The organism is Halorussus limi (assembly GCF_023238205.1).
GTDB classification, from domain to species: domain Archaea; phylum Halobacteriota; class Halobacteria; order Halobacteriales; family Haladaptataceae; genus Halorussus; species Halorussus limi.
Genome location: NZ_CP096659.1, coordinates 428,969 through 452,169 on the forward strand (window position 1 = coordinate 428,969; position 23,201 = coordinate 452,169).

The window sequence follows — 23,201 nt, forward strand, 5'->3', positions numbered from 1 at the left end:
TTATATCTATATAGATGTACGTACCCATCAGTATTCACGTTCGGCATCACCTCCGGGATGTCAGCAAAGTCCAATAGGAGCAGTCTCAGGCCGAGAGGGCAGAGAGGAGAACTCGAGAGCGTCGAGACCTTCCGGAGAACACGCACGATTCCCCGTCGGGTTTCCGCAGAGAACTCGACTCGTATATAGATTTGAATAGATTTATTGTGCATCGACTCTCGCTTCGTGACATGGAGACGCGGAAAGTCCAAGTCACGGGCGGATCCACGTTCACCGTCTCGATTCCGAAGGGATGGGCCACCGAGAACGGTATCGAGGCGGGGGACCGCGTCGAGTTCCACCCCGAGGGAGACTCGCTGTTACTCTCTCCCCGGACGGCGGAGGACACGGTGGAGGGCACCGTAGACATCACCGACCTCGAAGGGGCCGAACTCATGCGGACGGTGTTCACGCTCTACGTCAGCGGCTTCGACATCATCAACCTCGAAGCGACGCGCGTGACCCCCGACCAGCGTCGGACGGTCCGGGACGCCACGCAGGGACTGGTCGGACTGGAAGTCATCGAGGAGACCAGCGACCGAGTGGTCCTGCAGGACCTGCTCGACTCCTCGGAACTGTCGATTCACAACGCCATCACGCGCATGCGACTCGTCGCGATAACGATGCTACAGGACGCCGTGACCGCACTGGTCGAGAACGACGACGACCTCGCCACGGACGTCATCGAACGCGACGACGACGTGGACCGACTCTGGTTCATGATTTCGCGGGTGTTCCGGTCGGCGCTCCGCAACCCGAGTACCGCCGCCGACATCGGCCTCCCGCGCGAAACGTGTTTCGACTACCACTCCAGCGCACGCCAACTGGAGCGTATCGCCGACCACGCCGCGAAGATCGGCAACCACGCGCTGGAACTCGGCGAGATTCCCGACGAAGTCTCCGAAGCCCTCGAGGAACTCCACGCCGAGTCGGCCGACGTCGTCGAGATGGCGATGGACGCCCTGCTCGAAGAGGACGGTTCCGAGGCGACCCGCCTCGGGAACAGCGCGCGCGAACACGTCCGACAGATAGACGAACACACCCGCGCGGTGGACGACCTCATCCGCGAGATGGACGCCGAACGCGCCCAGCAACTCAGTCTCGTCGTCGACTCGCTGTCACGGAGCGCCGACTACGGCGGCAACATCGCCGAGACCGCCCTCCAGAAGGCCGCGCCGCGACCCGAAAATTAGATTTCGTCGCGTTCTTCACCCGACTTACTGCTTCCACCTTTGACCGGACGTTCGGGAGACGACGTGATTCCGCCGAACCCGCCACTCACCGCGAGGTAGCCGAGCGGTTGAACGGAGAACACACCAACGGTTCGCTCATCTTCGATAAAATAGATATCAGACGGCCTACACGACGGACCGCTCGCCACTACTTCGGTCGGCAGCGAAGCGTCGAGGGGTGACGTGACCGCCCCGCTACTCAGAGTTCGCCCAGTTTTCGGAGGAGTTGGCCCTCGTACTCCCGGTCGCTCTCGACGCCCTTCATCTCGAGGACGTTGCGCTCCAGTTTGTCGCGGGCGACGCTGAACGCCTGTTCGGCGCCGTAGCCTTCGCCGGACCCGGCGACCTGCCCGCGGTTGGTTCGGAGTCGAATCTTGCACTGGAGGAGCGGCGTGCCCCGGAGTTTCTCCTTGTGTTCGTGGAAGCGCACGTGCGCGTGTCGAACTTGCATCTTCTGGTACTTGTCCGAAATCTCCGCGATGGACGAGCGAATCGACTCCCGCGAGAGGGTGTCGAGCAGGTTCACGTTGGTGATTTGCACGTCCATCACGTCCTCCTCAGTGTACGAGAGCGCACGCAACACGTCGGTCTTGGTGATGACGCCGCCGACCACTCGGTCGTCGTCCTTGGGGGTGACGACGAGTCCCGAGTAGTCGTTGTCGAGCATGCGTTCGACCGCGTCGCGCACGCTCTCGTCCAAGTTCGTGGTGATGGCCGGACTCGACATCACGTCGTAGACCGGGAGGTCGAGGAGTCGGTCGCCCTCGCCCGACCGGTCGCCCCGAGTCGTCTTCTCGACGCTCCGGGTCGCGAACTCCACCACGTCCTGGGTCGTGACGACGCCGGTCAGGAACCCGTCGTCGTCCACGACCGGAAGCCGGGAGACGCCGTGTTCGCGCAGGCGGTTGATGGCCTGTCCGAGCGTGGCGTCCTCCGCGATGGAGACGACGTTCTCCGTGTATATCTGTTCGACCGTGAGCGTGTCGAGATTTTCGAGCACCGCCTCGAGGATGAGGTCTTGGTCCACGACGCCCCAGAGGGTGCCCGACTCGAAGACGGGCGCGACCTTGGTGCCGCCCTCGACCAAGGCGCGGGCGACGTCACGGACGTTGTCGGTCCGGTCGACGCGGGGTGCCGACTTGGTCAGAGTGTCGACTTTGGTGTGGTCCTCGATGTGCGAGCGCAGCAGTTGTTTCTGGGTGATGACACCCTCGTAGTCGCCCGCACGCGTCACGATGATTCCCTTGGGATTCTCCTCCTCGAAGATAGAACGGGCCTTCCCGACGTTCGATTCGGCGTCTAACTCGATGTAGTCCGTCGTTGCGATATCGGCGATGTCCATCGTCGTCCGAACGTAGGCCGCCAGCGATAATGAAACTTGGCCGAGTTGTCGGACTACGAGACTGACCGGTACCCCTTTGAACCGTGTTTTTTTGCCGCGAGCGCCCGTATCGCCGGAGGTGATACCCGACATCGGCGCGGTCTTCGGCGAGTACACGTACCTCGTGAGCGAGGTGGTCTTCGGAACGGTCGCGGTAGGACTTCTTTACCGGGCCGACGCGCTGGTTCAAGCCCTCCGGACTATCGCCGTCCTGTATCCAATCGCCTATTTGTGGGACTGGTACACGCTCCATATCGGCGTGTTCGCTATCCGACTTCGAACTGGCGTCAACCTACTCGGTATTCCGATAGAGGAACACGTCTTCATGGTGGTCGTTCCGGCGTTCGTCCTCGGTCTCCACGAGACCCTGCGCGACTAGAGGTGAGCAGTACGTCTGAGGCCGCCGAAATCGAACGGTAAGCGGGGGTTACCGCAGGACTGCAACGGGATGAAACAGAGCCGCAACTGTTCGTAAGCAACCATTGTCAGTGGGTAAATGGTGAATAACAAAGGCTAATCCGGGCGATGTGTTCAATCCATGCTGGGTTACGAGCAAGGGGTGGCATATTAATGAGCACCATTGGTGACTCATCCGGAACCGGAAGTACCGAACCGGAGGAGACTCCGGACCAGCAGGAATCGGCTGTAGCGGAACAGCAGGTCTCTGACATCGTCGAATCCGAGAGCGAGGAGGAGGAGTCCGAACCTGAACTCTCTCGCGACCTCGTCTTCGACGTTCTGAAAAACCGACGACGGCGATACGCGCTCCATTATCTGAGACGCGCCGAAGGGTCGGTCCAGCTGTCCGAACTCGCCGAACAAGTGGCGGCGTGGGAGAACGACATCGCGGTCGACGCGATATCCGCGGCCGAGCGCAAGCGCGTCTACACCGCGCTCTACCAGTCACACCTCCCGAAGTTAGACGACGCGGGCATCGTGGACTACAACCAGAACCGCGGTATCGTGGACCTCTCGGGCGCGGCCGAGCAACTCGACGTGTATCTGGACCTCGAATCCCAGCCCGACATTCCGTGGTGTAACTGGTATCTCGGACTCGCGGTCGGAGGACTCGGCCTGCTGACGGGCGCGTGGCTCGGACTACCGCCCTTCTCGCTGGTCGCCGACGTGCTACTCGCGACCGCGGTCGTCGCCGCGTACGGCGCGGTCGCGGTCGCGCACACGTACTACTCCCGCCATGCGGGTGGTGCCGGCGAGACGCCCCCGGAGATTCAGGAGTCCTGACGATGGACGAGGCGGCGCGGTCTAGAGACGGTGCACTCGGACGCGAGGACCCGACGCCGGGTGCGTTCGCCCCCGGCGGGTCCCAGACGCTCGTCCGGACGCCGACCGACGCCGACCCGCTGGCCGCCCTGCCGGAACGCGCGTACGGCAATCTACTGGTGGTCTCGGCACGCGACCATCCGAAGCGACTCGAAGCGCGACTCGAACGGGGCGGTCACGACCCCGCGAACGTGGGCGTCGTGCCGGTAGTTCCCGCGACCTGCGACTACGACGGCGACCTGTGGACGACCGACTCCGTGAGTCCGAACGACCTGACCGGTATCGCCATGCGGTTCTCCGACGCGATTCGGCACGTCGAGTCCGGAACCGGATGGGTCGTTCTCGACGCCCTCGGCGTCCTGCTGATGTACGCGGACGCCGACCGGGTCTGTCGGTTCTTCCAGACGCTGACCAACCGGGTGCGAGCGCGGGAGGTCAACGGGATGTACGGCGCGAACCCCGACGCCATCGCCGACGAGACCTACGAGCGACTGCGGTCGATGTGCGACGCCGAGCGCGAACTCGGATAGCGGAATCAGGTCCTCGATTTCGGTTTCAGGCGTCCCTTACCCTCTCTTCAGGGACTGCTTTTGGGTGATTCGACGAGTAGCGTACTGCAAACCGAGAGCCGGAAACCGACGAGTGGTACGACCTCCGAGACGGAGGAGAATCAGCGGTCGATACGATATGTCAGAACCTAAACTTTGGGGTCGTTCTCAGATATTGGAAACAATTCATAAATAATACAATAGTTAGGCCCGAATAGCCACTCGGTCCCGATGGACGAAGACAAGTATCCGCCCGAGAACGACCGGCGACGATTCGTGAAAGGCGTGGTCGGTTCAGCGACGCTCACGAGCGCCGGCACCGCCGCCACCGCCGCCCTGGACGCGACGACGTCTCCCACCGGTGGCACCGGCGGTCCGACCGATTACGTCGGCATCAAGAACACCGACGGCCCCGCGCCGCGCGGGATGCCGGTCATTCCGCTGACTATCGACGACGAGGGGTTTCTGAAGGGTATCTGGCCCGACGTGAAGGAGAAGAAACTGAAAGACGGCAGTACCATCACGATCACCGAACAGGAGATCGGCGGCGTAACCTACACCGGTCGGTGGTTCCAGTACTGCGGCGTCCAGAACGCGGAGGGGTTGATCCCGGACGCCGATCAGGACAACTACTTTCGGTCCAAGCCCGGTCTCTACGACTGGCAGTCCGACCACGACCGAGGGCAGAAGCTCCACGTGGACGACTTCGACGACTACAAGACGTGGAGCAACGGCATCGGGTCTGCCGGCGCCGGGAAGCCAGCCCAGACGACGTGGCGCTCGCAGTCCGACGGCGGCGACGTGACCGAGCTTCCGGTACAGGTGCTGCGCTCGCCGAAGGTTGCGGACCTCCCCGCCGAGAGCGAGAACCCCGAGTTCCTCCGAGCGGCCACCGAGTCGAACTTCATCGCGTGGCTCGACAAGTGCACCCACTTCTGTTGCACGCCCGGATTCAACGCCTCGCAGGACGCCTCGAAGTTCGACGCGACCGACGCGGTGTACTGCCAATGTCACCAGTCAGTTTACGACCCGTTCGCGCCGGTCGAACTGTCGTTCAACGCCTTCCCGCGGCCGGACGACTGACGCAGGGACGCGAGAACCCCGTCAACGAACGGTGGACCACGGCGTGACCCCTGTTTCCTTCATCAGACTCTGTCCACGCGACTGATGCCGAGAAGACGGTGAGGCTTATCGACGACTCACTACTGCTAATATGTAGGAAACGGTGGGAACGTGTCCCCGTAAAATTGGAGTGGGTTTGGGCAGATTTGAACTGCCGGCCTCCTCCATGTCAAGGAGGTGTCATAACCAACTAGACCACAAACCCATTTCGGTGCGGTCTTCGTCGGACGCATTTCTTCGTTTATCGGGGATACAATTGAACCTTTCGGATTCGGTCGCAGTCACGCGGTTTCTCAAGCGGAGTCGGCCGAACGGTCTCCAGAAGCCACCAGCGAGACGGAGTCACGCGGAGGAAGCGACTGCTGACGGCCTGTGTCGCTCTCGTGGAAGAAAGATAGTACACTGCAGGAGGTGCCGTCGCCGACCCGGCACCCCGACACCTTTAAGTTGATGTACGATTGTGTTCATTGTAAGACGAAGAAGTACATTGGTGATTCCAAATGCAGGACTACATCGAACGCGTCACCGAGGGCGAGAATCTGACGCTCGACGAAGCGCGAGAGGCGGCCACGGCCGTCTTCGAGGGGGCGACCGAGGCGCAAATCGGCGCGCTGCTCACGGCACTCCGGGCGAAGGGCGAGACCGAGACCGAAATCGCCGGGTTCGCGCAGGGGATGCGCGAGGCCGCGCGGACCATCGACCCCGACCGGTCGCCGCTCGTGGACACCTGCGGGACCGGCGGCGACGACTACGACACCATCAACGTCTCGACCACCAGCGCCATCGTCGCCAGCGGTGCGGGGGTCCCGGTCGCCAAGCACGGTAACTACTCGGTCTCCTCGTCGTCGGGAAGCGCGGACGTGCTGGAGGTCGCGGGCGTCGAAATCGACGCCGAACCCCCGGCCGTCGAGCAGGCCATCGAGGACGACGGTATCGGGTTCATGCTCGCGCCCGTCTTCCACCCCGCGATGAAGGCCGTCATCGGCCCCCGGAAGGAACTCGGCATGCGGACCGTGTTCAACGTCCTCGGTCCGCTGACGAACCCCGCCGGGGCCGACGCGCAGGTCGTCGGCGTCTACGACCCCGACCTCGTGCCGGTCCTCGCGCGCTCGCTCGCCAAGATGGATGTCGAGCGCGCGCTCGTCGTCCACGGCGCCGGCATGGACGAGATTGCAGTCCACGACGAGACCACCGCCGCGGAAGTCCGCGGCGACGAAATCGAGGAGTACACCGTCGCGCCCGACGACCTCGGTCTCGCACGCCACGACGTGAGCGCGGTCGCGGGCGGCACCCCCGAGGAGAACGCCGAAGACATGCGCGCCATCGTGGAGGGCGAGGTGACCGGCGCGAAGCGCGACATCATCCTCGCCAACGCCGGGGCCGCCCTCTACGTCGCGGGCGAGGCCGACTCGCTCGAAGACGGCGCCGAACTCGCCGCGAAGGCCATCGACGACGGCGGGGCCGCAGACCGGTTCGAGCAACTACGGACCACCGTGAGAGCATGACACGCGTGAAAATCTGCGGACTCACGTCGACCGACGACCTCCGGGTCGCCGTCGAGGCGGGTGCCGACGCGGTCGGCCTGCTGGTGGACGTGCCCGTCGACTCCCCCCGGGAAATCGACCCGCAGCGCGCGGTCGAAATCGCCGAGGCCGCTCCGCCGTTCGTCACGACCGTCCTCGTCACGATGCCGGAGTCGCCCGACCGCGCGGTCGAACTCGCCCGCGCGGTCGAACCCGACGCGGTCCAAGTTCACGGCGAGATGGGCGTCGGCGACCTCGCGTATCTCACCGCCAGCGTCGAGGCGAAGGTCATCAAGGTGGTCGACGCCGGCGACCCCGACGAGGCGCGCCGCTACGACGAAGTCGCCGACGCGCTGCTGGTGGATTCGGTGGACGACGACGGCGCGGGCGGCACCGGCCAGACTCACGACTGGGACCGGACCGCCGAGGTCGTCTCGACGCTCGACTCGCCGGTCGTCCTCGCCGGGGGACTCACCCCGACGAACGTCGCCGACGCGGTGCGGACGGTCGAACCGTTCGCCGTCGACGTGGCCAGCGGCGTCGACCGCGACGGAGTGGGCGACGAGACCGCCAGTGGCGAAACCGTCAGTGACGAGACGCCATCGGCCGACGGTCGGAAGGACCCGGACGCGGTCGCCGACTTCGTGGCGAACGCGAAACGAACCCACTCGGCACCGACGCCATGACGCTCGGGTCCGACGCCGCGATGCCGGAACGGGAGCAGTTCGTGGCCCTCGCGGACCGCGACGACCCGACCGTGGTTCGCGCCGCCGTCGAACTCGGCGTTGATACCACACCGCTGTCTGCCTACGCGGCGCTGACCGGGCGCTCGACCGAGACCGACCCCTCGGAGTACGCCTTCCTGTTGGAGAGCGCCGAGAAGACCGCTTCCAGCGACCCCGACGGCGCGTTCTCGCCCGACACGTCGGGCGACCGCCACGCTCGCTACTCCTACGTCGGCTACGACCCCGACGCGGTCGTGACGGTCGACCCCGACGAAGTGGCGGTCGAGTCGCTCGGCGGCCGGGCCGCGAAGTACGTCTCGGCCGACCGCGAGGGCGACACGCTCGACGCCCTCCGAGACGCCATGCCCGACGTCGAACAGCGCGGGTTCCCGGACGAGGACCGCCAGCACTTCGAGGGCGGACTGGTCGGGTTTCTGGCCTACGACGCGGTGTACGACCTCTGGTTGGACGAGGTGGGAGTCGAGCGTCCCGACTCTCGGTTCCCCGACGCCCAGTTCGTCCTCAACACCAAGACCGTCGCGTTCGACCACCGCGCCGGGACGGTCTCGCTCGTGTTCACGCCGGTCGTCGGACCGGACGACGACGCCGGGGCGGTCTACGACGACCTCAAGGAGGAGGCCACCCGCGTGGCCGACCTGCTCGGCCGGGCCGTGTCCCCCGAGACCGGCGGTTTCGTCCGCGAGTCGGCGACGGCCGGGCCGCGCGACGAGTACGAGGAGGCGGTCCGAACCGCCAAGGAACACGTCCTCGACGGCGACATCTATCAGGGCGTCATCTCCCGGACGCGCGAACTCCGGGGCGACGTGGACCCGCTGGGCTTCTACGCGGCGCTCCGGGACGTGAACCCGTCGCCGTACATGTATCTCCTCGGCTACGACGACCTGACCGTGGTCGGCGCGAGTCCCGAGACGCTGGTCTCGGTCCGCGGCCGCGAGGTGATGGCCAACCCCATCGCCGGGACCTGCTCGCGGGGGTCGAGTCCGGTCGAGGACCGCCGCCTCGCGGGCGAGATGCTCGCCGACGGCAAGGAGCGGGCCGAACACACCATGCTGGTGGACCTCGCGCGCAACGACGTGCGCCGGGTCAGCGACCCCGGGAGCGTGCAGGTCGAGGAGTTCATGAACGTCCTCAAGTACAGCCACGTTCAGCACATCGAGAGCACCGTGACCGGTCGACTCGCGGCGGACGCAGACCCCTTCGACGCGACCCGCGCGTCGTTCCCCGCCGGAACACTCTCGGGAGCGCCGAAGATTCGCGCGATGGAGATAATCGACGACCTCGAACTCACGGCTCGCGGCCTCTACGGCGGCGGCGTCGGCTACTACTCGTGGTCGGGCGACGCGGACTTCGCCATCGTCATCCGGACCGCGACGGTCGAATCCGGATCCGACGCCGGCGACGCGTCCGACCGAATCACGGTGCAGGCGGGCGCGGGCATCGTCGCGGACAGCGACCCCGCCGCCGAGTACGAGGAGACCGAGCAGAAGATGGACGGGGTGCTGACCGCGCTCGAACGCATCGAGTCGTCGGACGCGCCCGAGACCGATGACGCGGAGTCGAACGCGCCGGAGGCGAGACGATGACAGCGAGCGCCGGGCCCGACCGCACGGCGACCCGCGACCTGCAGGTCCTCTTCGTGGACAACTTCGACTCGTTCACGTACAATCTCGTGGAGTACACGAGCCAGCACGCAGACACGGAGGTCGTCCGGAACACGGCCTCGCTCGCGGACGTGCGCGAGGCCGACCCCGACGCCGTCGTCGTCTCGCCGGGGCCGGGGCATCCGAAGAACGAGCGCGACGTGGGCGTCACGCTCGACGTGTTCCGCGAGGTCAGTCCCGCGGTGCCGACGCTCGGGGTCTGTCTCGGACTGGAAGCCGCAGTGTACGCCTACGGCGGGTCGGTCGGTCGCGCTCCCGAACCGATTCACGGGAAGGCGTTCCCGGTCTCTCACGACGAGCGCGGGGTGTACGCGGGGTTGGAGCAGGAGTTCCGCGCCGGGCGCTACCACTCGCTGGTGGCGACCGAGGTACCCGACTGCTTCGAGGTGACCGCGACCACTGACCACGACGGGACGGAACTGGTGATGGGGGTGCGCCATCGGGAGCATCCCATCGAATGCGTCCAGTTCCACCCCGAGAGCGTGCTGACGGCGGTCGGCCACGACGTGATTCGGAACTTCCTCGACGGCGTCGCGTAGCGCCGTCGCTGGCGGTTGGTCGCAGGCAGTTCGTCCTGGCGATTCGGCACAGCCTTCTCAGGGTAGTCGGACTGGCGGTCGTACGGTCATCGACACTGTTGACTGACTCGCCAACTCCCTCGATACGACCGCGCGGAGCGTCCGAGCGACCTTCGTCCCGGCTTCGGATTTAAGTTTTAGTGAGTTACAATAGGACCCCTGCTGTATAGAGTCCGCCGACGACCACGATGGCCACCAGCAGGAGTTTCCACGCGACGCTCAACAGGACGCGCCCGACGAGTACGATAGCGGCAAGCGCGACGAGGCCGACGAGTAGTTGTCCGAGCGGCGTCCCGAGCAGTCCGGCGGCGAGGAGTCCAGCGTCCATGGTAAAATCAACGAGCGCACTTCACCGTAAACGTATCGCTCACTTAACACCCGACCATCCGCCGGAATCGCGTGATACCGGCGGTGTAAGGCGCAGTTACTCAAGTACTAGTTCGGTTCGCTGACTACTTTCACCGCGGTCTGCATACTCTTATTAGGGTCCGGACGCTACCATTGAGCGACCAGCCGAGAGCCGCGATTCCGTCTCGCTTGCGTCGGCGGGAAGACCCCTCGCGGCATCGTACAATTTGGAACAGAGGCATCGCAGTCCAAATAAACTTGAGTTAGTTAAAGAAATGCTTATTTGGGAGGCCTCAGAATGAAAGCGCCGTCACGAATGATACGAACTACGCCACTCGCAGGAGCGGGAATCGCCGGACAGAAGCCCGAGGTGACCGACGCATGAGCGGTGCGGGCGAACTGACGGCCGACGAACTCACGCTCCCCATCAAGCGAACCGAGGGCGAGACCCTCGAAGACCGACTCACTGACAACGCATACCACAACATCCTCCCGGCGCGCTACCTCCGGAAGAACGCCGACGGGGACCTCATCGAGGAACAGGAGGACCTGTTCCCGCGCGTCGCCGAGAACATCGCGCTCGCCGAGGCCGTCTACGAGGCCGAGAAGCGCGACGAGGACGTGACGGTCACGCCCGACCAACTCAAGCCCGACCACCCCCGCCGCGACGAACTCGCCGAGGAGGTCTTCGGTAAGGGCACCGCGGCCGACGACGACGCGGAGACGACCCTCTCGGTCTACAACGTCAACAAGTTCTCCTACGAGACGGTCGTCCCGGAACTCCCCGACGAAATCCGCGAACACGTCGAGGACGTTCGCGAGGAGTTCGAGACGCTGATGGAGGACCTCTCCTTTATGCCGAACTCGCCCACCCTGATGAACGCGGGCGACGAACTCCAGCAGCTCTCGGCCTGCTTCGTCGACTCTCCCGACGACGACATCACCAACATCCACCAGACCGCCAAGGAGGCCGCGGAGGTCTTCCAGAGCGGCGGCGGCATGGGCTACGCCTTCTGGCGGCTTCGCCCCTACGGCGACGCGGTGGGCAGCACGGGCGGCATCGCCTCCGGCCCCATCACGTTCATGCGGACCTACGACCAGATGTGCGAGACCATCGCGCAGGGCGGGGCCCGGCGCGGTGCCCAGATGGGCGTCATGCGCGTCTCCCACCCCGACGTCATCCAGTTCATTCACGCGAAGAACAAGGACGTGAGTCTCGCGCACAGCCTCCGACTGAACGACCCCGACGACTACACCCACAACTCGTTCAAGGACGCCCTCGAGGAGGCCCGCGAACTCATCGACGACGAGGGACGCGTCCCGAAGCACCTCCGGAACGCCGCCGAGGGCCACCTCTCGAACTTCAACATCTCGGTGGGCATCACCGACGACTTCATGGAGGCGGTCCAGAACGGCGAGGAGTTCACCTTCACGAACCCCCGGACTGAGGAGCCCCACATCGCCACCGAACACACGAAGGAACTCTACGAGATGTTCGGTCTCGGCGAACACGTCGAGGTCGGCGAGGAACTCTCGGTTCCGGCCGAACTCGTCTGGGACCGCATCGTTGACGGCGCCCACGAGAACGGCGAACCCGGCGTCATCTACCTCGAACGAGTCAACAAGGAACACTCCTTCGACGTGGAGGAGCATCCCGACCACCGCATCCTCGCGACCAACCCGTGCGGCGAACAGCCGCTCGAAGAGTACGAGGCCTGTAACCTCGGTCACATCAACCTCTCGACGCTGGCCGACACCGACGCGCCCGACTGGCGGGTCTGGTACGACGACCACGGCGACGAGTACGACGACTTCGAGGAGGCCGTCGACGCCTTCCTCGCCGACGCGATGGCGTGGGACGAGTTCGACCACCGCATCGAGTACGGCACCCGCTTCCTCGAGAACGTCGTCACGATGTCGGACTTCCCGGTCGACAAGATAGAGCAGAAGGTCCGAGAGATGCGCAAAATCGGTCTCGGCGTCATGGGACTGGCCCAACTCTACATCCAGTTGGGCGTCGAGTACGGCAGCGAGGCCGGCAACGAAATCGCACGCCAGTTGATGCGGTACATCAACCACGAGAGCAAGTGGACCTCCCACGAACTCGCCGAGGAGCGAGGCTCCTTCGAGGAGTGGGACAACAGCAAGTACGCGAACCCGACCGAGTACCGCGAGTGGTTCGAGAAGCAGACCGGTCTCGACGCCGACGACTGGGAGGACGGCTTCGCGGTCCGGAACCACAACACGACCACCATCGCGCCGACCGGCACCACCTCGATGGTCGGCAACACCACGGGCGGTTGCGAACCCATCTACAACGTCGCCTACTACAAGAACGTCTCCGACGACGTGCAGGGCGACGAGATGCTCGTGGAGTTCGACGACTACTTCCTCCGCATGCTGGAGGACAACGACATCGACGTGGACGCCGTCAAGCAGGAGGCCCAAGAGCAGATGGCCGAAAACGAGTTCGACGGCGTCGAGGGTCTGGAGACGGTCCCGGACGCCATCGGCGAACTGTTCGTCGTGACCTCCGACCTCTCGGGCAAGGAACACGCCGCGGTCCAGTGCGCCTGTCAGGAGGGCGTCGACTCCGCCATCTCGAAGACCTGCAACTTCCCCAACGACGCCAGCAAGGAGGACATGCAGGAAGTCTACGAGTACATCTACGAGAACGGCGGTAAGGGCGTGACCGTCTACCGCGACGGCACCCGCTCGAAGCAGGTCCTCACGACCCGCGCGGACAACAAGGAGTTCGCCGACGAGAGCGAGGCCGCCGAGCAGTTGGTCGAACAGATTCAGGAGGTCTTCGGCGGCATCGACGGCTTCCTCGACAACGGGGACGTGCAGGCCGCGCTCGACCGCGAAGTCGAGTCCATCCTCGAAGTCGCCGACGGCGAGGACGCCGAGGGGCCGTACGCCAGCAAGCGACCCCGACCCGACGTGCTCCACGGCATCACCCAGCGCATCGACACCGGGTACGGTAAGCTCTACGTCAACATCAACGAGGACGACGAAGGCCGACCCTTCGAGTTGTTCGCCAACATCGGCAACTCCGGCGGCTTCACCGCCTCCTTCACCGAGGCGCTGGCCAAGACCATCTCGACCGCGCTCCGCTCGGGCGTGGACCCCGAGGAAATCGCCGACGAACTGCGGGGCATCCGGAGTCCGAAGGTCGCGTGGGACAAGGGCGAGCAGATAAACTCCATCCCGGACGCCATCGGGACTGCGCTGCGCCGGTATCTCGACGGCGAAGTCGAGAAGGCCTACCCCCAGCAGAAGAACCTCACCGAGGTCGAGGACGAGGTCGGCGGGACCGAAGCCAGCACGCAGACCGACGCCGGCACCGAGACCGACGGCGGTTCGCGGGCGTCGTCGGACCTGGCGTCCAGTGGGAACGGACCCGCCTCAGACAAGGAGGCCGACCAGCAGGACATCATCGCCTCGGGCGAGAGCCCCGAGTGTCCTGACTGCGGGTCGCTCTCGCTGTACTACTCTGAAGGCTGCAAGACCTGCGAGTCCTGTGGCTGGAGCGAGTGCTGACTCCGACGTAGTTCGGCACTGACGGCTTCTTTTTTCGACCGGTAGCCAGAGAGGTTACGTGAATCGATAGCATACCCTTCCCGGCCATGGGTTCGATTCACTCGGTCGGGAGGAACGGCGCGACGGTTCGCGAGAGAACGGCCGAGCGAGTCGTCTGGGAGGGACACCGATGCCGGACCTGAGTGACCCGTCCGTCCGCGGCCTCGCGTTCGTCCTCGCCGGACTGGTCCTCCTCGTCGGTGCGTTCGGCGCGAGTTGGGCGCTCGCCCCGGACACCGACGCCGTCTCGGACCGAATCAGTGCCAGCGACACGCTGTTGGTGGGCGTGCAGGGGCCGGGACCGAACGGGAACGTGACCGCGCTCGACGGCCGCGGCGACGTGCGCTGGAGCCTCGGCGACATCATCAGCTACCAGAGCGTCGAGAAACTCGACAACGGGTCCGTGCTGGCGTCGTTCGCGGCGGGGGGTTACCGGAACTGCGGGCCGTACGACCCGCCGTGCAAGCGCACCGGGGTCCGCATCGTCGACCCCGGACCCGAACCGCGCGTCGTCTGGCAGTGGAGCTATCCGGTCCGGACCCGGGAGGACAGCGAGGTCCACGACGCCGAGATGCTCCCGTCGGGGAACGTCCTCGTCGCCGACATGGAGTTCGAGAGCATCTTCGTGCTGAATCCGAAGACCGGCGAGCGCGTCTGGACGTGGAACGCCAGCCAGCACTACGACGGTCCCGCGGACCCGACGACGACCGATTGGCTCCACCTCAACGACGTGGACCGCATCGGCGACGGTCGCTACCTCGTCTCGATTCGGAACATGAACCAACTCCTCGTCGTCGAGCGGGGACGGGGCGTGGTCGAGGTCGTGAACCGGGATGGCGACGCCGACGTGCTGAACAAACAGCACAACCCCCATTGGCTCGGCGACGGGGCGCTCGTCGTCGCCGACTCCGAGAACCACCGCGTGGTCGAACTCCACCGGAACGACACGACCGGCGAGTGGGAAGTAGCGTGGTCGGTGGCGAAGGTCGGCGGCATTTCGCTCGACTGGCCGCGGGACGCCGACCGACTCCCCAACGGCAACACGCTGATAACCGATAGCCGGAACAACCGCGTGGTCGAGGTGCGCGAGAACGGGAGCCTCGCGGCGAGTTACTCGGTCCCGTCGCTCCCTTACGAGGCCGACCGCCTGCCCCACGGCGAATCGGCGGCGAAGTCGGTGTCGCCTTACGGCGTCGGTCACACGGCCGACACCGGGCTACTCGACCGCAGGATTCCGGTCCTCTCGACGCTCCTCGCGGGCGCTCGTCACGTCGTCGCGCTTCCCTACTGGGTGTCGGAGGGCCACCTGCTGGCGGTCGGCGTCGCGCTCGCGCTCTGGATTCGGGGCGGACACCTGCTGGTCCGCGGGCGACGGTCGGGCGAGTAGCCCAGCGAAACAGTCTTGGCGCTCGCTCTCGGTCGTTCGGACATGAGCGACTCGGCGGAACCGGGCGACGCCGGCGGGGACGAACGGGGCGGCCGGCCGTGTCCCATCTGTGAGCAACCGATGTACCACCGCCACTGCAAGTACGTCTGTCCGCAGCACGGCGTCATCATGGACTGCGCCGACACCTTCTACTGACTACTTCATCGTCACCCACGTCAGGAACGCGATGGCGACCAACTGGAGGCCGCGAAGCACCAGCACGGCCTGCTGGACGGTCGGGTCGCCCGAGTAGAGCATCTTCATGCTGAAGAAGAAGTAGATTGCGACCACGTTCTCGGCGAGCATGACGCTCCCGAACGCGACCAGTCCGAGGAGGAGCGAACTGCGGAACGTCCGGTAGTTGCGGACCCAGACGGTCGTGAGCAGACCGAGCAGGAGGATGTTCACGACCGCGATTCCGCTGGCGAACTGTATCGTACTCATGTCATGTCCCTCTCAGTCGATGTGTTCCGTGATTTCCTCGAATGCCTCGCGGTGCTGTTCGAACTGGTCGGTGAGGAAGTAGAGCTTCCCATAGTCGTTGTCGCCCGGTTCGACCACGCCGTGGTCTTCGAGCATGTCGAGGTGGTGGCGCACCGTCTTGTACTCCACGTCGAGCGCGTCGGCGAGTTGGTTGGCGTTTCGGGGGCGCTCGGAGAGTTCGCGGATGAGCCGCGCGCGGTTCTCACCGCCGCGGGTCGCCGTGAGCAGGTACCAGAGCGCCTTGTCCATCGCGCTGTCCCTCGGTTCTCAGCCACGACCCTTATAGCTACGGCTCGACGCGCTTCGAGACCCACCCCGTCGCACCGCTCGGGAAGGGCTCGGCGTCTTCTTTCGGTTGGAGCGTCCCCTCGCCGTCCGTCGCGCGGACGACCACCTCGTGGGGAGCGGTCGCCTCGTAGGTGTACTGCCACTGGCGCCACGCGTCCTCGGCCGGGAGCGGGTCCGAGAGTTCGGCGTCCGTCCACGAGTCGCCGCCGTCGGTCGAGACTTCGACCCGCTCGATTCCTCGCGTGCCCGCGTAGGCGTGACCGCCGACCTGCATCTCGGTGGTCCCGCCGGACGAGTCGCCGAGGCGATTCACGGCGTGGAGTTTCGCCACGGTGTTCACCGGGCCGGTTCCGTGCCACCCGCGCTTCTCCCAGTAGCCTTTCGCCTCCTCCTCCAACACCTCGATTTCGGTGAGCCACTTCACGTTTATCTCGCCCCAGTGGCCGGGAATCAGCGCGCGGACGGGGTGGCCGTGGGCGCGGGGGAGCGGGTCGCCGTTCATCTCGAAGGCGAGGAAGCCGTCGCGGAGGGCCGACAGCGGGAACTCCTCGAAGTAGTCGTCGGCGGCCCGGAGCATGACACAGCAGTTCCCGCCCGCGTCGATGCCCGCCTCGTCGAGCAGGTCCATCACGGGAACCCCGGTCCAGAGCGCCGTGTCCATCTTCTTACCGTTCAGACCCTCGCCGACGCACCGCAGGGTGACGAACCGGTGTTCGACCGAGTCCGTCATCGCCGTTACGTCGTCGTAGTCGAACTCGGCTTCCTCCTCGACAGCACCCGTCACGCTCAGCGTCCAGTCTTCGCGCTTCGGGGTCGGGTCCACGTTGTTGATGTCCACCTGATAGAACTGCTCGCTGACCAGCGGTTCGATGCCGTCCACGTCGAGGGACTTCTCCGCTGCCTCGTCGAGCAGCGACCCGACGTCCGCCGATACCTCGCCGTCCGGGTCGGGCACGTCGCCGCCCTCGTCGGACCCGAGGACCGCGCCGACGCCGCCGACAGCGAACGCGCCAGCGACCGCTCGGAGGACGCGCCGCCGGGCCGACGACGTGGCGGCGCCCGACACGTCCGAATCGGTCCGTTCGCCACCGCCGACCGAAGCGAGCGCGACCGTGAGGCCCGCCCCCGCACCGGCCGCGAGCGTGGAAGCGGCCGACCCGGTGAGCGCCAGCGCGACGGCGACGCAGGCCACGGGCGCGACCGCGAGCGCCGGGACCGCGAACCGGTCGGCGAGCAGGCTTCCGGCCGCGACCGTCGCGGCGAACAGGGCGACGGTCAGCGCGAGCGCCAACAGGAATCCGAGTTGGCTTCCGAGGTCCCCGAGCGTCTGGATGGACCACGCGACGACCGCGTCGGGCGTCGAGGCGACGACGACCTCGCTTATCGGCGCGGCGACGAACGCGGGCGTCCGGCCGACCGCGGCGTACGACCCCGCGACCGCCGCGACGCCCGCCGCGACTGCGGCCGCGGTCGAAGCGAGGCGATTACCGGCGTCGGGGCGACCGAGCGCGACCCGAGGGTCGCGGCGGTCGGTCACGGTCGCCTCCGCGCGACGTAGAGCGCGCCAATTAGCGCGACAAGTGCCGCGCTGACGCCGAACCCGGGCGCGAACGCGCTCGACTCGCTGTCGGCGGCGTCGGTGGTGTCGGTCATCGAGTCGCCGCTGGTGCGCTCGCCGGTCGTCTCGGCCATCGAACCGTCGGCCGCGGAGTCCATCGAGTCGTCACCCATCGACTCGTCCGCGCAGGTCGTCCCCGAGGCCATCGCGTCGGTGGTGGTCTCGCCCATCGTCCCGTTCATCGATTCGTTGCCCATCGCCGCCGTCGTTTCACTCATCGACTCGTCGTCCATCGTCTCCGTCTCGTTCGCCATTCCCTCCATCGACTCGTTGCCCATCGTCTCGCTGGTCGTTTCCCCCATCATCCCCGTCGTCTCGTTCATCGACTCGTCGCCCATCGTCTCGGTAGTCGTCGGGCCGCACTCGGTCGTCGTCTGCTGTGCCGTAATCGGCGCGACGCAGACCGTGAACACGAGTACCGCCACCGTAATCGGCGTTGCAAAACGCATGGTTCTACCGGCGAGAGCCACCCCAAAAGGGATTTTTCGAACTCCAGCCCACTTCGCTCCCGGTTCGCTCCAACTCCGTACCAATTTCGTTCCAGATTCGGGCGTGACCGCGATCGGTCCGCGCCGTCGCGGCCGGGGTTCGAGCGTGCCTTCGCGGCGGGACTACCGCCGGACGCTCACGGCGCGGTAGGCCGGTCCGGCGAGGAGCGCGACCGCCACCGCGCCGCCCGCGGCGAGGAGTTCCCAGCTAATCGCGGTCAGTCCCGCGGTCGAGAGGCGGTCTACCGACCCGCCGGCCAGCACGGCCGCGGCGGTCCACGGCACCTCGCCGACCGCGGTCCCGACGACGAACGCGCCGGTCGAGACGCCCGAGAGGCCCGCCGCGGCCGAGACGGGGTCGGAGGGCGCGGGCGCGAGGCGCGAGGCGACCATCCCCCGCAGGTCGCCCGTCGCCGCGAAGAACCGCTCGCCGGAGTCGCCGAGACGCGCGACCAGCCCCGACCCCGCGCCGACGTAGCGCGCCGCGAGGAAGGGCAGGAGCGCGCTCGCGGTCGTGCCCGCCAGCGCGACCGGGAAGCCGACGACGGGTCCGTAGGCGTAGCCGACGAGAACCGCGACGAGCGTGGTCGGCCACGCGAACAGCGGCCGGACGAGGTAGACGCCCACGAGGAGCGCTCCGAAGACCGCCGGGCGGTCCGTGAGGTCCCGTGCGACTTCGAGGAGGCGGTCGGGTCCGGCGAGCAGGCTTCCAGCCGCGACGACCGCGAGGAGGGCGAATCCGGCGACCTGACGGCGGGCGAAGTCGGCCATCGCCCCGTTGGTTTCCGTTCGGTCGGTATCCTCTTTTCGGGTCGGTCTCGTCGGGCCGAACCGACCACGGACTACCGCAGAGTGCGCTCTCCGACCGGTCTCGCGCCGGGTCGAAAACATCGCGCCACTTACCCGGCGGATTTAAGCCGGGGGGCTAATCATACCTGAGCATGAGCGTTCCCGGAATCGTACAGTCCCGGCTCGACGGCGAACAGGTCGCGGCGCAGGTCTCCCTCGGCGGCGAGGACGGTCTCTACGTGACTCGAACGCGGACCCTCATCTACCGCGCGGACGGACTCCTGAGCGACGAGTCCGTCGAGGAGTACCCGCACGACGCCGAACGCATCGAAATCTCCGAAGGACGGCGCAAGTCGGCCATCAGCCTCGACTACGGCATCGACGGCGAGGAGAAGTTCAAGATACCGAGCAACCGCCTCTACGAGGCGCTCCACCCCGTACTGGCGGGCGTGCTGAACGCCGCGGACGTGACGGGTCCCGACGAGACGGTCAAGCAGACCTACCAGTTCAGCGAACTCACGCTGGTCATCACCAGCGAGCGCGTCGTCAAGCACGTCGGCGCGGCGGTCTGGGACGAAGACTACGAGGAGTTCCACTTCGACGACGTGACCGCCCTCGACGTGGAGGAGGGAAGCGTCTCCTCCCAGATTATCATCGAGAGCGAGGGCCGACCCCAGAGAATCAAGACGCCGAGCGACCAGACCCGCGAGGTCCGCGAGCGCATCGAGCGCGCGCTACTCTCTCATCACGGCGCGAGTTCCTACGACGAGTTCGCCCGCGCACACGCAGACCCCGAGGAGCAGGCCGAGGCCGAGGGCGCGGCCGCCGCGGACGACGACGAGGCCGAGCAGGAGGCCGACCCGCTCGCCAGCGGCGGCGTGGACCCCATCGACGCCAACCCGCCGGAACTCGACGACGACGGTGCCATCATCGAAGACGAGGCGAGCGTGACGACCGGCGACCGACGCGACGACGAGGTCACCGCGGACGAAGCCAGCGAGGCCGCCGCTCGCGCCGCGAAGGCGAGTACGTCGGACCAGTCCGCCGCGGGCGCGGACGCCGGTCCCGAGGTAGCGGAGTCGTCCGAGTCGGCCTCGGCGGACGGCGACGTGGGACAAGGTTTCGAAGAGACGACCGAGAGCGCACAATCGGCGGAACGAACGACCGGCCCCGCCGCTACCGGCACCGCTACGACCGACAGCGCCGCAACAGCCGACACCGCCGACGGGAGCGCCGAAACCGCAGACGCGGAGGCCGAAGTCGGCGAATCGAGCGGGTTCGCCGACTCGGGGTTCGAGCCGGCGAGTTCGGAACTGGAGCGAGACACCACCGAGGAGCAACTGGCGGCGCTGACCGAGGCGGTCCAGCGACAGAACGAACTGCTGGCCGAGCAACAGCACACGCTCCAGCAACTCATCGAAGAACTCAGCCGCGGTCGGTAGTCGACTCCTCTCGCCGACTGATTCGACGCGTCGCCGTCAGACCGGGTCAGTCTCGTCCGGTGACTTTTCGGATGCACTCCGGGCCGAACGCGCCGTGTTCCCCCGCGTCGAGTTTTATGAAGTGGCCCGTAGAGATGCCCGCGCCGCACCGCCGACAGGAGAAATCGCCCTCCTTCGTGACGACTTCACTCTGGAAGCTGACGTAGCCGCCGCCAGTCGTCTGGACGATGCCGTCCTCGCGTTCGATGACGCCGCGCTTCTCGGCCTCGTCCAGAATCTTCCGGGTCGTGGCGGGGTGAGTGGTGACGGTCTCGATGCGGTCCACGGCCTCCGCGACCGAGAGTTCGGGGTCCTCGAGTTTCGAGAGGAGTTCCACGCCGACCTCCACGGGGTCGGCGTCGTCCGCGGGACCGTCGCTCGCCGGTTCCTCGTCGTCGGCCATCACTCCGGATTCTCCCGCGAATCGGATTAAAGCTTGCGCGAGACCCGGCGACTCGCGCGCTTCGCCTGTACTCGGAGTGAGTTCGACTCCGATGCGTACGAGCGTCTGCGAGAGCAGAGGCTCGAAAGTCGCGGTTTGTCTTCTGGCGTCTGCGCGAGGGGAAGTAACTACAGGTCGATTCGCTGCCGCCGAACCGGAACAGTTCCACGCGAAACAGTAAGCACGTCAACTTCTCCGCCCCGAAATCACCGTGCCTCGGAGTCCCGAACCGAGAGAAGATGAGAACTTTAAAGAGTAGCACCCCCCTACGGAGAACTGAGCCCGGGTGGCTTAGCTGGACATAGCGCCGCACTCATAGGGTTACTGAGATTCGGTGCTCAGGCCTTGGAAGCCTCCCATGCCCGAGAGGCCCGCCGAGCCTCGTACCTGGGTCATGCGGAGATCGAGGGTTCGGAGCCCTCCCCGGGCATCTCCCGAAGCTTTTGATGGCGGAGTAATCTGGTGACAGAGCAACGCGACCATTCTCCACGCCCCGACGACACCCCCTCAGTAGCCGAAAGCGTCCTGCGTTAACTGGCAGTCGTCGGCTACTTGACCTCGAGATATTCCGGATGACACTCCTGGGTGACGAGAAGTACACAGAGAACCGTTCTTTGTAGGTATCTCATTATGTTCTACTGATAAACGCGGTATATTTCTTGTGGGTATTCTTACACTCCTGCAATGCCCCCATCCGTTCACATTCGCCCCCGCCAGAAGCTGTAATATGGCTGACGAGTTTATCAAAGGACTCGGTGTTGCCACCGTCGGTGGTCTCGGTTCGATGGTTATCGCAGGCTGGTACAACACGCCAACGTTCGCAGCGAGACAGGAACCACAGCTGCTCGCTCCGGATCCAACGAACGTTGGAGCCTATGGACAGTTTGCGCTCGTACTGAAAGACGCGCTTTTTTGGTTTGCTCTAGTCGGTGTGCTCGTGTTTTGGGTTATCGTCCCGGCAGTTCATCAACTTCGGAGTTCGTAGGGAAATCCGTGGGTACCGAAGGTGGGGAAACGGAGGTAATCCCGTCTCTAACTAACTCTGCAGAAAGAAACAGACCCTTCTACGTAACATCTCATTCTTTTAGGTGAAAGACGACCGATAACTGCGAAAGCTCTAGACCCCCCGTGCGAGGTTCGACTTGGCGCACGTTCTCTATAACTACGAATAAGGACCGGCAGCGTTGCGAAAAGTGTGGTGTCCTTCCTCCGGTCGAACTCGGAAACGAGAGGATGTCGAACCTGTCACCGCCGACAGCAACGAAGGTCATCGACGACCTCCAATCGCGGTTGGGTTCGGTGAGCGATTCCGCTTATTTCGCTCGACTCGGGTAGCACTTCGCCACTGGTCTACTTTCTATCTAGAACCTTTCGAGACCAATATGCTTTTCCGAATCACGGAAATCCTGGCTGTTATGGAGAAAACACGACGGCAGTGCCTTACCGGTATTGGCTTACTCGGAATTGCGGGCCTCTCAGGCTGTTCCGGTAACAGTGGTCCATCCGACAGTGACGGAGACGGGATGATTGATTCGGAGGATTACGCGCCTAAGGACCCAAACGTCCAAGAAAAAAGCGATGTCAGCGGTGGGAGCGGAGATCAATCTAGCTCGGGTAGTTCTAACGAGCAATCGAACCCGGACAGTTCTGAGACTCAATCGATGGAAACCGAGAGTAGTTCGAGCAGTGTCGACCCTCGTATAAGTCAAATCGACGTGGACGTCCAATCGGATATCGGAACGAACAACATCGGGTTCGATGTCGAGACGTACTTCGAGGATACTGCTCGGCTCACCGTTCAGATTACGGATGGAGAACGCTCGGACCAGCGTACGTTCGAGGGGACGTCCACGAGCGGTACGATGCAGGAGTTCAACGACGATATCAACCCGCCTGAATCCTTCAAAGACGGTGAACCGTTCGAGCTTCGAGTTATCCTCTCCGTAGATGGTGAAGAAGTCGACCGGAAGACCGTCAGGAACACGTACGACGAGTAACCCCTTCTCCGCCAAGTACTGGGTCCCCGAGGCCGGCAAGCAGTATGTCGATAGCGTCACTCGGATTATCGCTCATCTAAATGGAGTCACTCACGTCGGGCACGGGAAATCGGGTGCGGAACCCTCCCGGCCGTTTTTCGAGACGCTA

General features: G+C 65.2%; 23 protein-coding genes and 2 tRNA genes. 16 read left to right on the plus strand and 9 right to left on the minus strand.

Annotated features, from left to right (window positions below):
• Window positions 1-230 precede the first annotated feature (230 nt).
• On the plus strand, window positions 231-1,232 hold the full coding sequence (locus M0R89_RS02235; protein WP_248650942.1) for a phosphate signaling complex PhoU family protein: 1,002 nt from the start codon (window positions 231-233) through the stop codon (window positions 1,230-1,232).
• A gap of 238 nt (window positions 1,233-1,470) precedes the next feature.
• On the opposite strand, the gene M0R89_RS02240 is transcribed toward M0R89_RS02235, so the two are convergent.
• Entirely contained in the window at window positions 1,471-2,613 is a 1,143-nt protein-coding gene (locus M0R89_RS02240) for a CBS domain-containing protein (protein ID WP_248650943.1), read from the minus strand.
• Window positions 2,614-2,731: 118 nt separating this feature from the next.
• Between M0R89_RS02240 and M0R89_RS02245 the strand changes: the two genes are divergently transcribed.
• From M0R89_RS02245 to M0R89_RS02260, 4 genes are all read left to right on the plus strand, one after another.
• Complete coding sequence (locus M0R89_RS02245; RefSeq protein WP_248650944.1) at window positions 2,732-3,031, plus strand: lycopene cyclase domain-containing protein; 300 nt, start codon at window positions 2,732-2,734, stop codon at window positions 3,029-3,031.
• 191 nt (window positions 3,032-3,222) lie between these two features.
• Entirely contained in the window at window positions 3,223-3,894 is a 672-nt protein-coding gene (locus tag M0R89_RS02250) for a DUF7344 domain-containing protein (protein ID WP_248650945.1), read from the plus strand.
• A gap of 2 nt (window positions 3,895-3,896) precedes the next feature.
• Window positions 3,897-4,463 (plus strand): DUF7504 family protein, encoded by a 567-nt coding sequence (locus tag M0R89_RS02255; protein ID WP_248650946.1) that lies wholly within the window; start codon window positions 3,897-3,899, stop codon window positions 4,461-4,463.
• Between the two features lie 249 nt (window positions 4,464-4,712).
• Entirely contained in the window at window positions 4,713-5,564 is an 852-nt protein-coding gene (locus M0R89_RS02260) for a Rieske (2Fe-2S) protein (RefSeq protein WP_248650947.1), read from the plus strand.
• 170 nt (window positions 5,565-5,734) lie between these two features.
• On the opposite strand, the gene M0R89_RS02265 is transcribed toward M0R89_RS02260, so the two are convergent.
• Window positions 5,735-5,808: transfer RNA gene (locus M0R89_RS02265), tRNA-Val, on the minus strand.
• A 295-nt stretch (window positions 5,809-6,103) separates the two neighbouring features.
• On the opposite strand from M0R89_RS02265, the gene trpD reads away from it, so the two are divergent.
• The 4 genes from trpD to trpG are packed head-to-tail and all read left to right on the plus strand — an operon-like array spanning window position 6,104 to window position 10,072.
• Entirely contained in the window at window positions 6,104-7,108 is a 1,005-nt protein-coding gene (gene trpD, locus M0R89_RS02270) for an anthranilate phosphoribosyltransferase (protein ID WP_248650948.1), read from the plus strand.
• Entirely contained in the window at window positions 7,105-7,812 is a 708-nt protein-coding gene (locus M0R89_RS02275) for a phosphoribosylanthranilate isomerase (protein WP_248650949.1), read from the plus strand. The genes trpD and M0R89_RS02275 overlap by 4 nt, the downstream gene beginning before the upstream one ends.
• Before the next feature lie 20 nt (window positions 7,813-7,832).
• Entirely contained in the window at window positions 7,833-9,455 is a 1,623-nt protein-coding gene (trpE, locus tag M0R89_RS02280; protein WP_248652308.1) for an anthranilate synthase component I, read from the plus strand.
• Window positions 9,452-10,072 carry an anthranilate synthase component II gene (gene trpG / locus M0R89_RS02285; protein ID WP_248650950.1) on the plus strand — a complete coding sequence of 207 codons (621 nt, stop codon included), beginning with the start codon at window positions 9,452-9,454 and terminating at the stop codon, window positions 10,070-10,072. Before trpE ends, trpG begins: the two co-directional genes overlap by 4 nt.
• A 184-nt stretch (window positions 10,073-10,256) precedes the next feature.
• Here the strand turns inward: trpG and M0R89_RS02290 are convergent, their stop codons facing one another.
• A complete protein-coding gene (locus tag M0R89_RS02290; protein ID WP_248650951.1) occupies window positions 10,257-10,439 on the minus strand; it encodes a DUF8029 family protein in 183 nt (60 codons plus the stop codon).
• Between the two features lie 401 nt (window positions 10,440-10,840).
• On the opposite strand from M0R89_RS02290, the gene M0R89_RS02295 reads away from it, so the two are divergent.
• From M0R89_RS02295 to M0R89_RS23400, 3 genes are all read left to right on the plus strand, one after another.
• Window positions 10,841-14,002 carry an adenosylcobalamin-dependent ribonucleoside-diphosphate reductase gene (locus tag M0R89_RS02295; RefSeq protein WP_248650952.1) on the plus strand — a complete coding sequence of 1,054 codons (3,162 nt, stop codon included), beginning with the start codon at window positions 10,841-10,843 and terminating at the stop codon, window positions 14,000-14,002.
• Window positions 14,003-14,171: 169 nt separating this feature from the next.
• The gene (locus M0R89_RS02300) at window positions 14,172-15,428 is read left to right on the plus strand and encodes an arylsulfotransferase family protein (RefSeq protein ID WP_248650953.1); all 1,257 of its coding nucleotides are present in this window, start codon (window positions 14,172-14,174) and stop codon (window positions 15,426-15,428) included.
• Between the two features lie 42 nt (window positions 15,429-15,470).
• Complete coding sequence (locus M0R89_RS23400; protein WP_248652330.1) at window positions 15,471-15,623, plus strand: HVO_2523 family zinc finger protein; 153 nt, start codon at window positions 15,471-15,473, stop codon at window positions 15,621-15,623.
• Here M0R89_RS23400 and M0R89_RS02310 read toward each other — a convergent pair whose 3' ends face one another.
• The 5 genes from M0R89_RS02310 to M0R89_RS02330 all read right to left on the minus strand — a co-directional run bounded on the left by M0R89_RS02310 (window position 15,624) and on the right by M0R89_RS02330 (window position 19,115).
• Window positions 15,624-15,911, minus strand: coding sequence for a DUF8036 family membrane protein (locus tag M0R89_RS02310; RefSeq protein WP_248650954.1), 288 nt, complete (start codon window positions 15,909-15,911; stop codon window positions 15,624-15,626). It abuts the gene before it with no gap.
• Window positions 15,912-15,923: 12 nt separating this feature from the next.
• Window positions 15,924-16,199, minus strand: a complete 276-nt coding sequence (locus tag M0R89_RS02315) for an ArsR/SmtB family transcription factor (protein WP_248650955.1) — start codon at window positions 16,197-16,199, stop codon at window positions 15,924-15,926.
• Between the two features lie 37 nt (window positions 16,200-16,236).
• Complete coding sequence (locus M0R89_RS02320; protein ID WP_248650956.1) at window positions 16,237-17,775, minus strand: molybdopterin-dependent oxidoreductase; 1,539 nt, start codon at window positions 17,773-17,775, stop codon at window positions 16,237-16,239.
• On the minus strand, window positions 17,772-18,305 hold the full coding sequence (locus M0R89_RS02325) for a PGF-CTERM sorting domain-containing protein (RefSeq protein WP_248650957.1): 534 nt from the start codon (window positions 18,303-18,305) through the stop codon (window positions 17,772-17,774). Before M0R89_RS02325 ends, M0R89_RS02320 begins: the two co-directional genes overlap by 4 nt.
• A 162-nt stretch (window positions 18,306-18,467) precedes the next feature.
• The gene (locus tag M0R89_RS02330; protein WP_248650958.1) at window positions 18,468-19,115 is read right to left on the minus strand and encodes a TVP38/TMEM64 family protein; all 648 of its coding nucleotides are present in this window, start codon (window positions 19,113-19,115) and stop codon (window positions 18,468-18,470) included.
• A 170-nt stretch (window positions 19,116-19,285) separates the two neighbouring features.
• On the opposite strand from M0R89_RS02330, the gene M0R89_RS02335 reads away from it, so the two are divergent.
• A complete protein-coding gene (locus M0R89_RS02335; protein ID WP_248650959.1) occupies window positions 19,286-20,575 on the plus strand; it encodes a DUF7115 domain-containing protein in 1,290 nt (429 codons plus the stop codon).
• Window positions 20,576-20,621: 46 nt separating this feature from the next.
• Here M0R89_RS02335 and M0R89_RS02340 read toward each other — a convergent pair whose 3' ends face one another.
• Window positions 20,622-21,017 (minus strand): DUF5830 family protein, encoded by a 396-nt coding sequence (locus M0R89_RS02340; RefSeq protein ID WP_248650960.1) that lies wholly within the window; start codon window positions 21,015-21,017, stop codon window positions 20,622-20,624.
• 319 nt (window positions 21,018-21,336) lie between these two features.
• Between M0R89_RS02340 and M0R89_RS02345 the strand changes: the two genes are divergently transcribed.
• The 3 genes from M0R89_RS02345 (at window position 21,337) to M0R89_RS02355 (ending at window position 23,053) form a co-directional block, all read left to right on the plus strand.
• Window positions 21,337-21,486 (plus strand) — tRNA-Met (locus M0R89_RS02345).
• Window positions 21,487-21,783: 297 nt separating this feature from the next.
• Window positions 21,784-22,041 (plus strand): DUF7314 family protein, encoded by a 258-nt coding sequence (locus M0R89_RS02350; protein ID WP_248650961.1) that lies wholly within the window; start codon window positions 21,784-21,786, stop codon window positions 22,039-22,041.
• A gap of 430 nt (window positions 22,042-22,471) precedes the next feature.
• On the plus strand, window positions 22,472-23,053 hold the full coding sequence (locus tag M0R89_RS02355) for a hypothetical protein (RefSeq protein WP_248650962.1): 582 nt from the start codon (window positions 22,472-22,474) through the stop codon (window positions 23,051-23,053).
• Window positions 23,054-23,201: the final 148 nt, after the last annotated feature.

Bases quoted from the DNA above. Each gene is read 5' to 3' on its own strand.
- M0R89_RS02235 (WP_248650942.1), top strand. From the start codon at position 231: ATGGAGACGCGGAAAGTCCAAGTCACGGGCGGATCCACGTTCACCGTC.
- M0R89_RS02240 (WP_248650943.1), bottom strand. From the start codon at position 2,613: ATGGACATCGCCGATATCGCAACGACGGACTACATCGAGTTAGACGCC.
- M0R89_RS02250 (WP_248650945.1), top strand. From the start codon at position 3,223: ATGAGCACCATTGGTGACTCATCCGGAACCGGAAGTACCGAACCGGAG.
- M0R89_RS02255 (WP_248650946.1), top strand. From the start codon at position 3,897: ATGGACGAGGCGGCGCGGTCTAGAGACGGTGCACTCGGACGCGAGGAC.
- M0R89_RS02260 (WP_248650947.1), top strand. From the start codon at position 4,713: ATGGACGAAGACAAGTATCCGCCCGAGAACGACCGGCGACGATTCGTG.
- trpD (WP_248650948.1), top strand. From the start codon at position 6,104: ATGCAGGACTACATCGAACGCGTCACCGAGGGCGAGAATCTGACGCTC.
- M0R89_RS02275 (WP_248650949.1), top strand. From the start codon at position 7,105: ATGACACGCGTGAAAATCTGCGGACTCACGTCGACCGACGACCTCCGG.
- trpE (WP_248652308.1), top strand. From the start codon at position 7,833: ATGCCGGAACGGGAGCAGTTCGTGGCCCTCGCGGACCGCGACGACCCG.
- trpG (WP_248650950.1), top strand. From the start codon at position 9,452: ATGACAGCGAGCGCCGGGCCCGACCGCACGGCGACCCGCGACCTGCAG.
- M0R89_RS02290 (WP_248650951.1), bottom strand. From the start codon at position 10,439: ATGGACGCTGGACTCCTCGCCGCCGGACTGCTCGGGACGCCGCTCGGA.
- M0R89_RS02295 (WP_248650952.1), top strand. From the start codon at position 10,841: ATGAGCGGTGCGGGCGAACTGACGGCCGACGAACTCACGCTCCCCATC.
- M0R89_RS02300 (WP_248650953.1), top strand. From the start codon at position 14,172: ATGCCGGACCTGAGTGACCCGTCCGTCCGCGGCCTCGCGTTCGTCCTC.
- M0R89_RS23400 (WP_248652330.1), top strand. From the start codon at position 15,471: ATGAGCGACTCGGCGGAACCGGGCGACGCCGGCGGGGACGAACGGGGC.
- M0R89_RS02310 (WP_248650954.1), bottom strand. From the start codon at position 15,911: ATGAGTACGATACAGTTCGCCAGCGGAATCGCGGTCGTGAACATCCTC.
- M0R89_RS02315 (WP_248650955.1), bottom strand. From the start codon at position 16,199: ATGGACAAGGCGCTCTGGTACCTGCTCACGGCGACCCGCGGCGGTGAG.
- M0R89_RS02325 (WP_248650957.1), bottom strand. From the start codon at position 18,305: ATGCGTTTTGCAACGCCGATTACGGTGGCGGTACTCGTGTTCACGGTC.
- M0R89_RS02330 (WP_248650958.1), bottom strand. From the start codon at position 19,115: ATGGCCGACTTCGCCCGCCGTCAGGTCGCCGGATTCGCCCTCCTCGCG.
- M0R89_RS02335 (WP_248650959.1), top strand. From the start codon at position 19,286: ATGAGCGTTCCCGGAATCGTACAGTCCCGGCTCGACGGCGAACAGGTC.
- M0R89_RS02340 (WP_248650960.1), bottom strand. From the start codon at position 21,017: ATGGCCGACGACGAGGAACCGGCGAGCGACGGTCCCGCGGACGACGCC.
- M0R89_RS02350 (WP_248650961.1), top strand. From the start codon at position 21,784: ATGGCTGACGAGTTTATCAAAGGACTCGGTGTTGCCACCGTCGGTGGT.
- M0R89_RS02355 (WP_248650962.1), top strand. From the start codon at position 22,472: ATGGAGAAAACACGACGGCAGTGCCTTACCGGTATTGGCTTACTCGGA.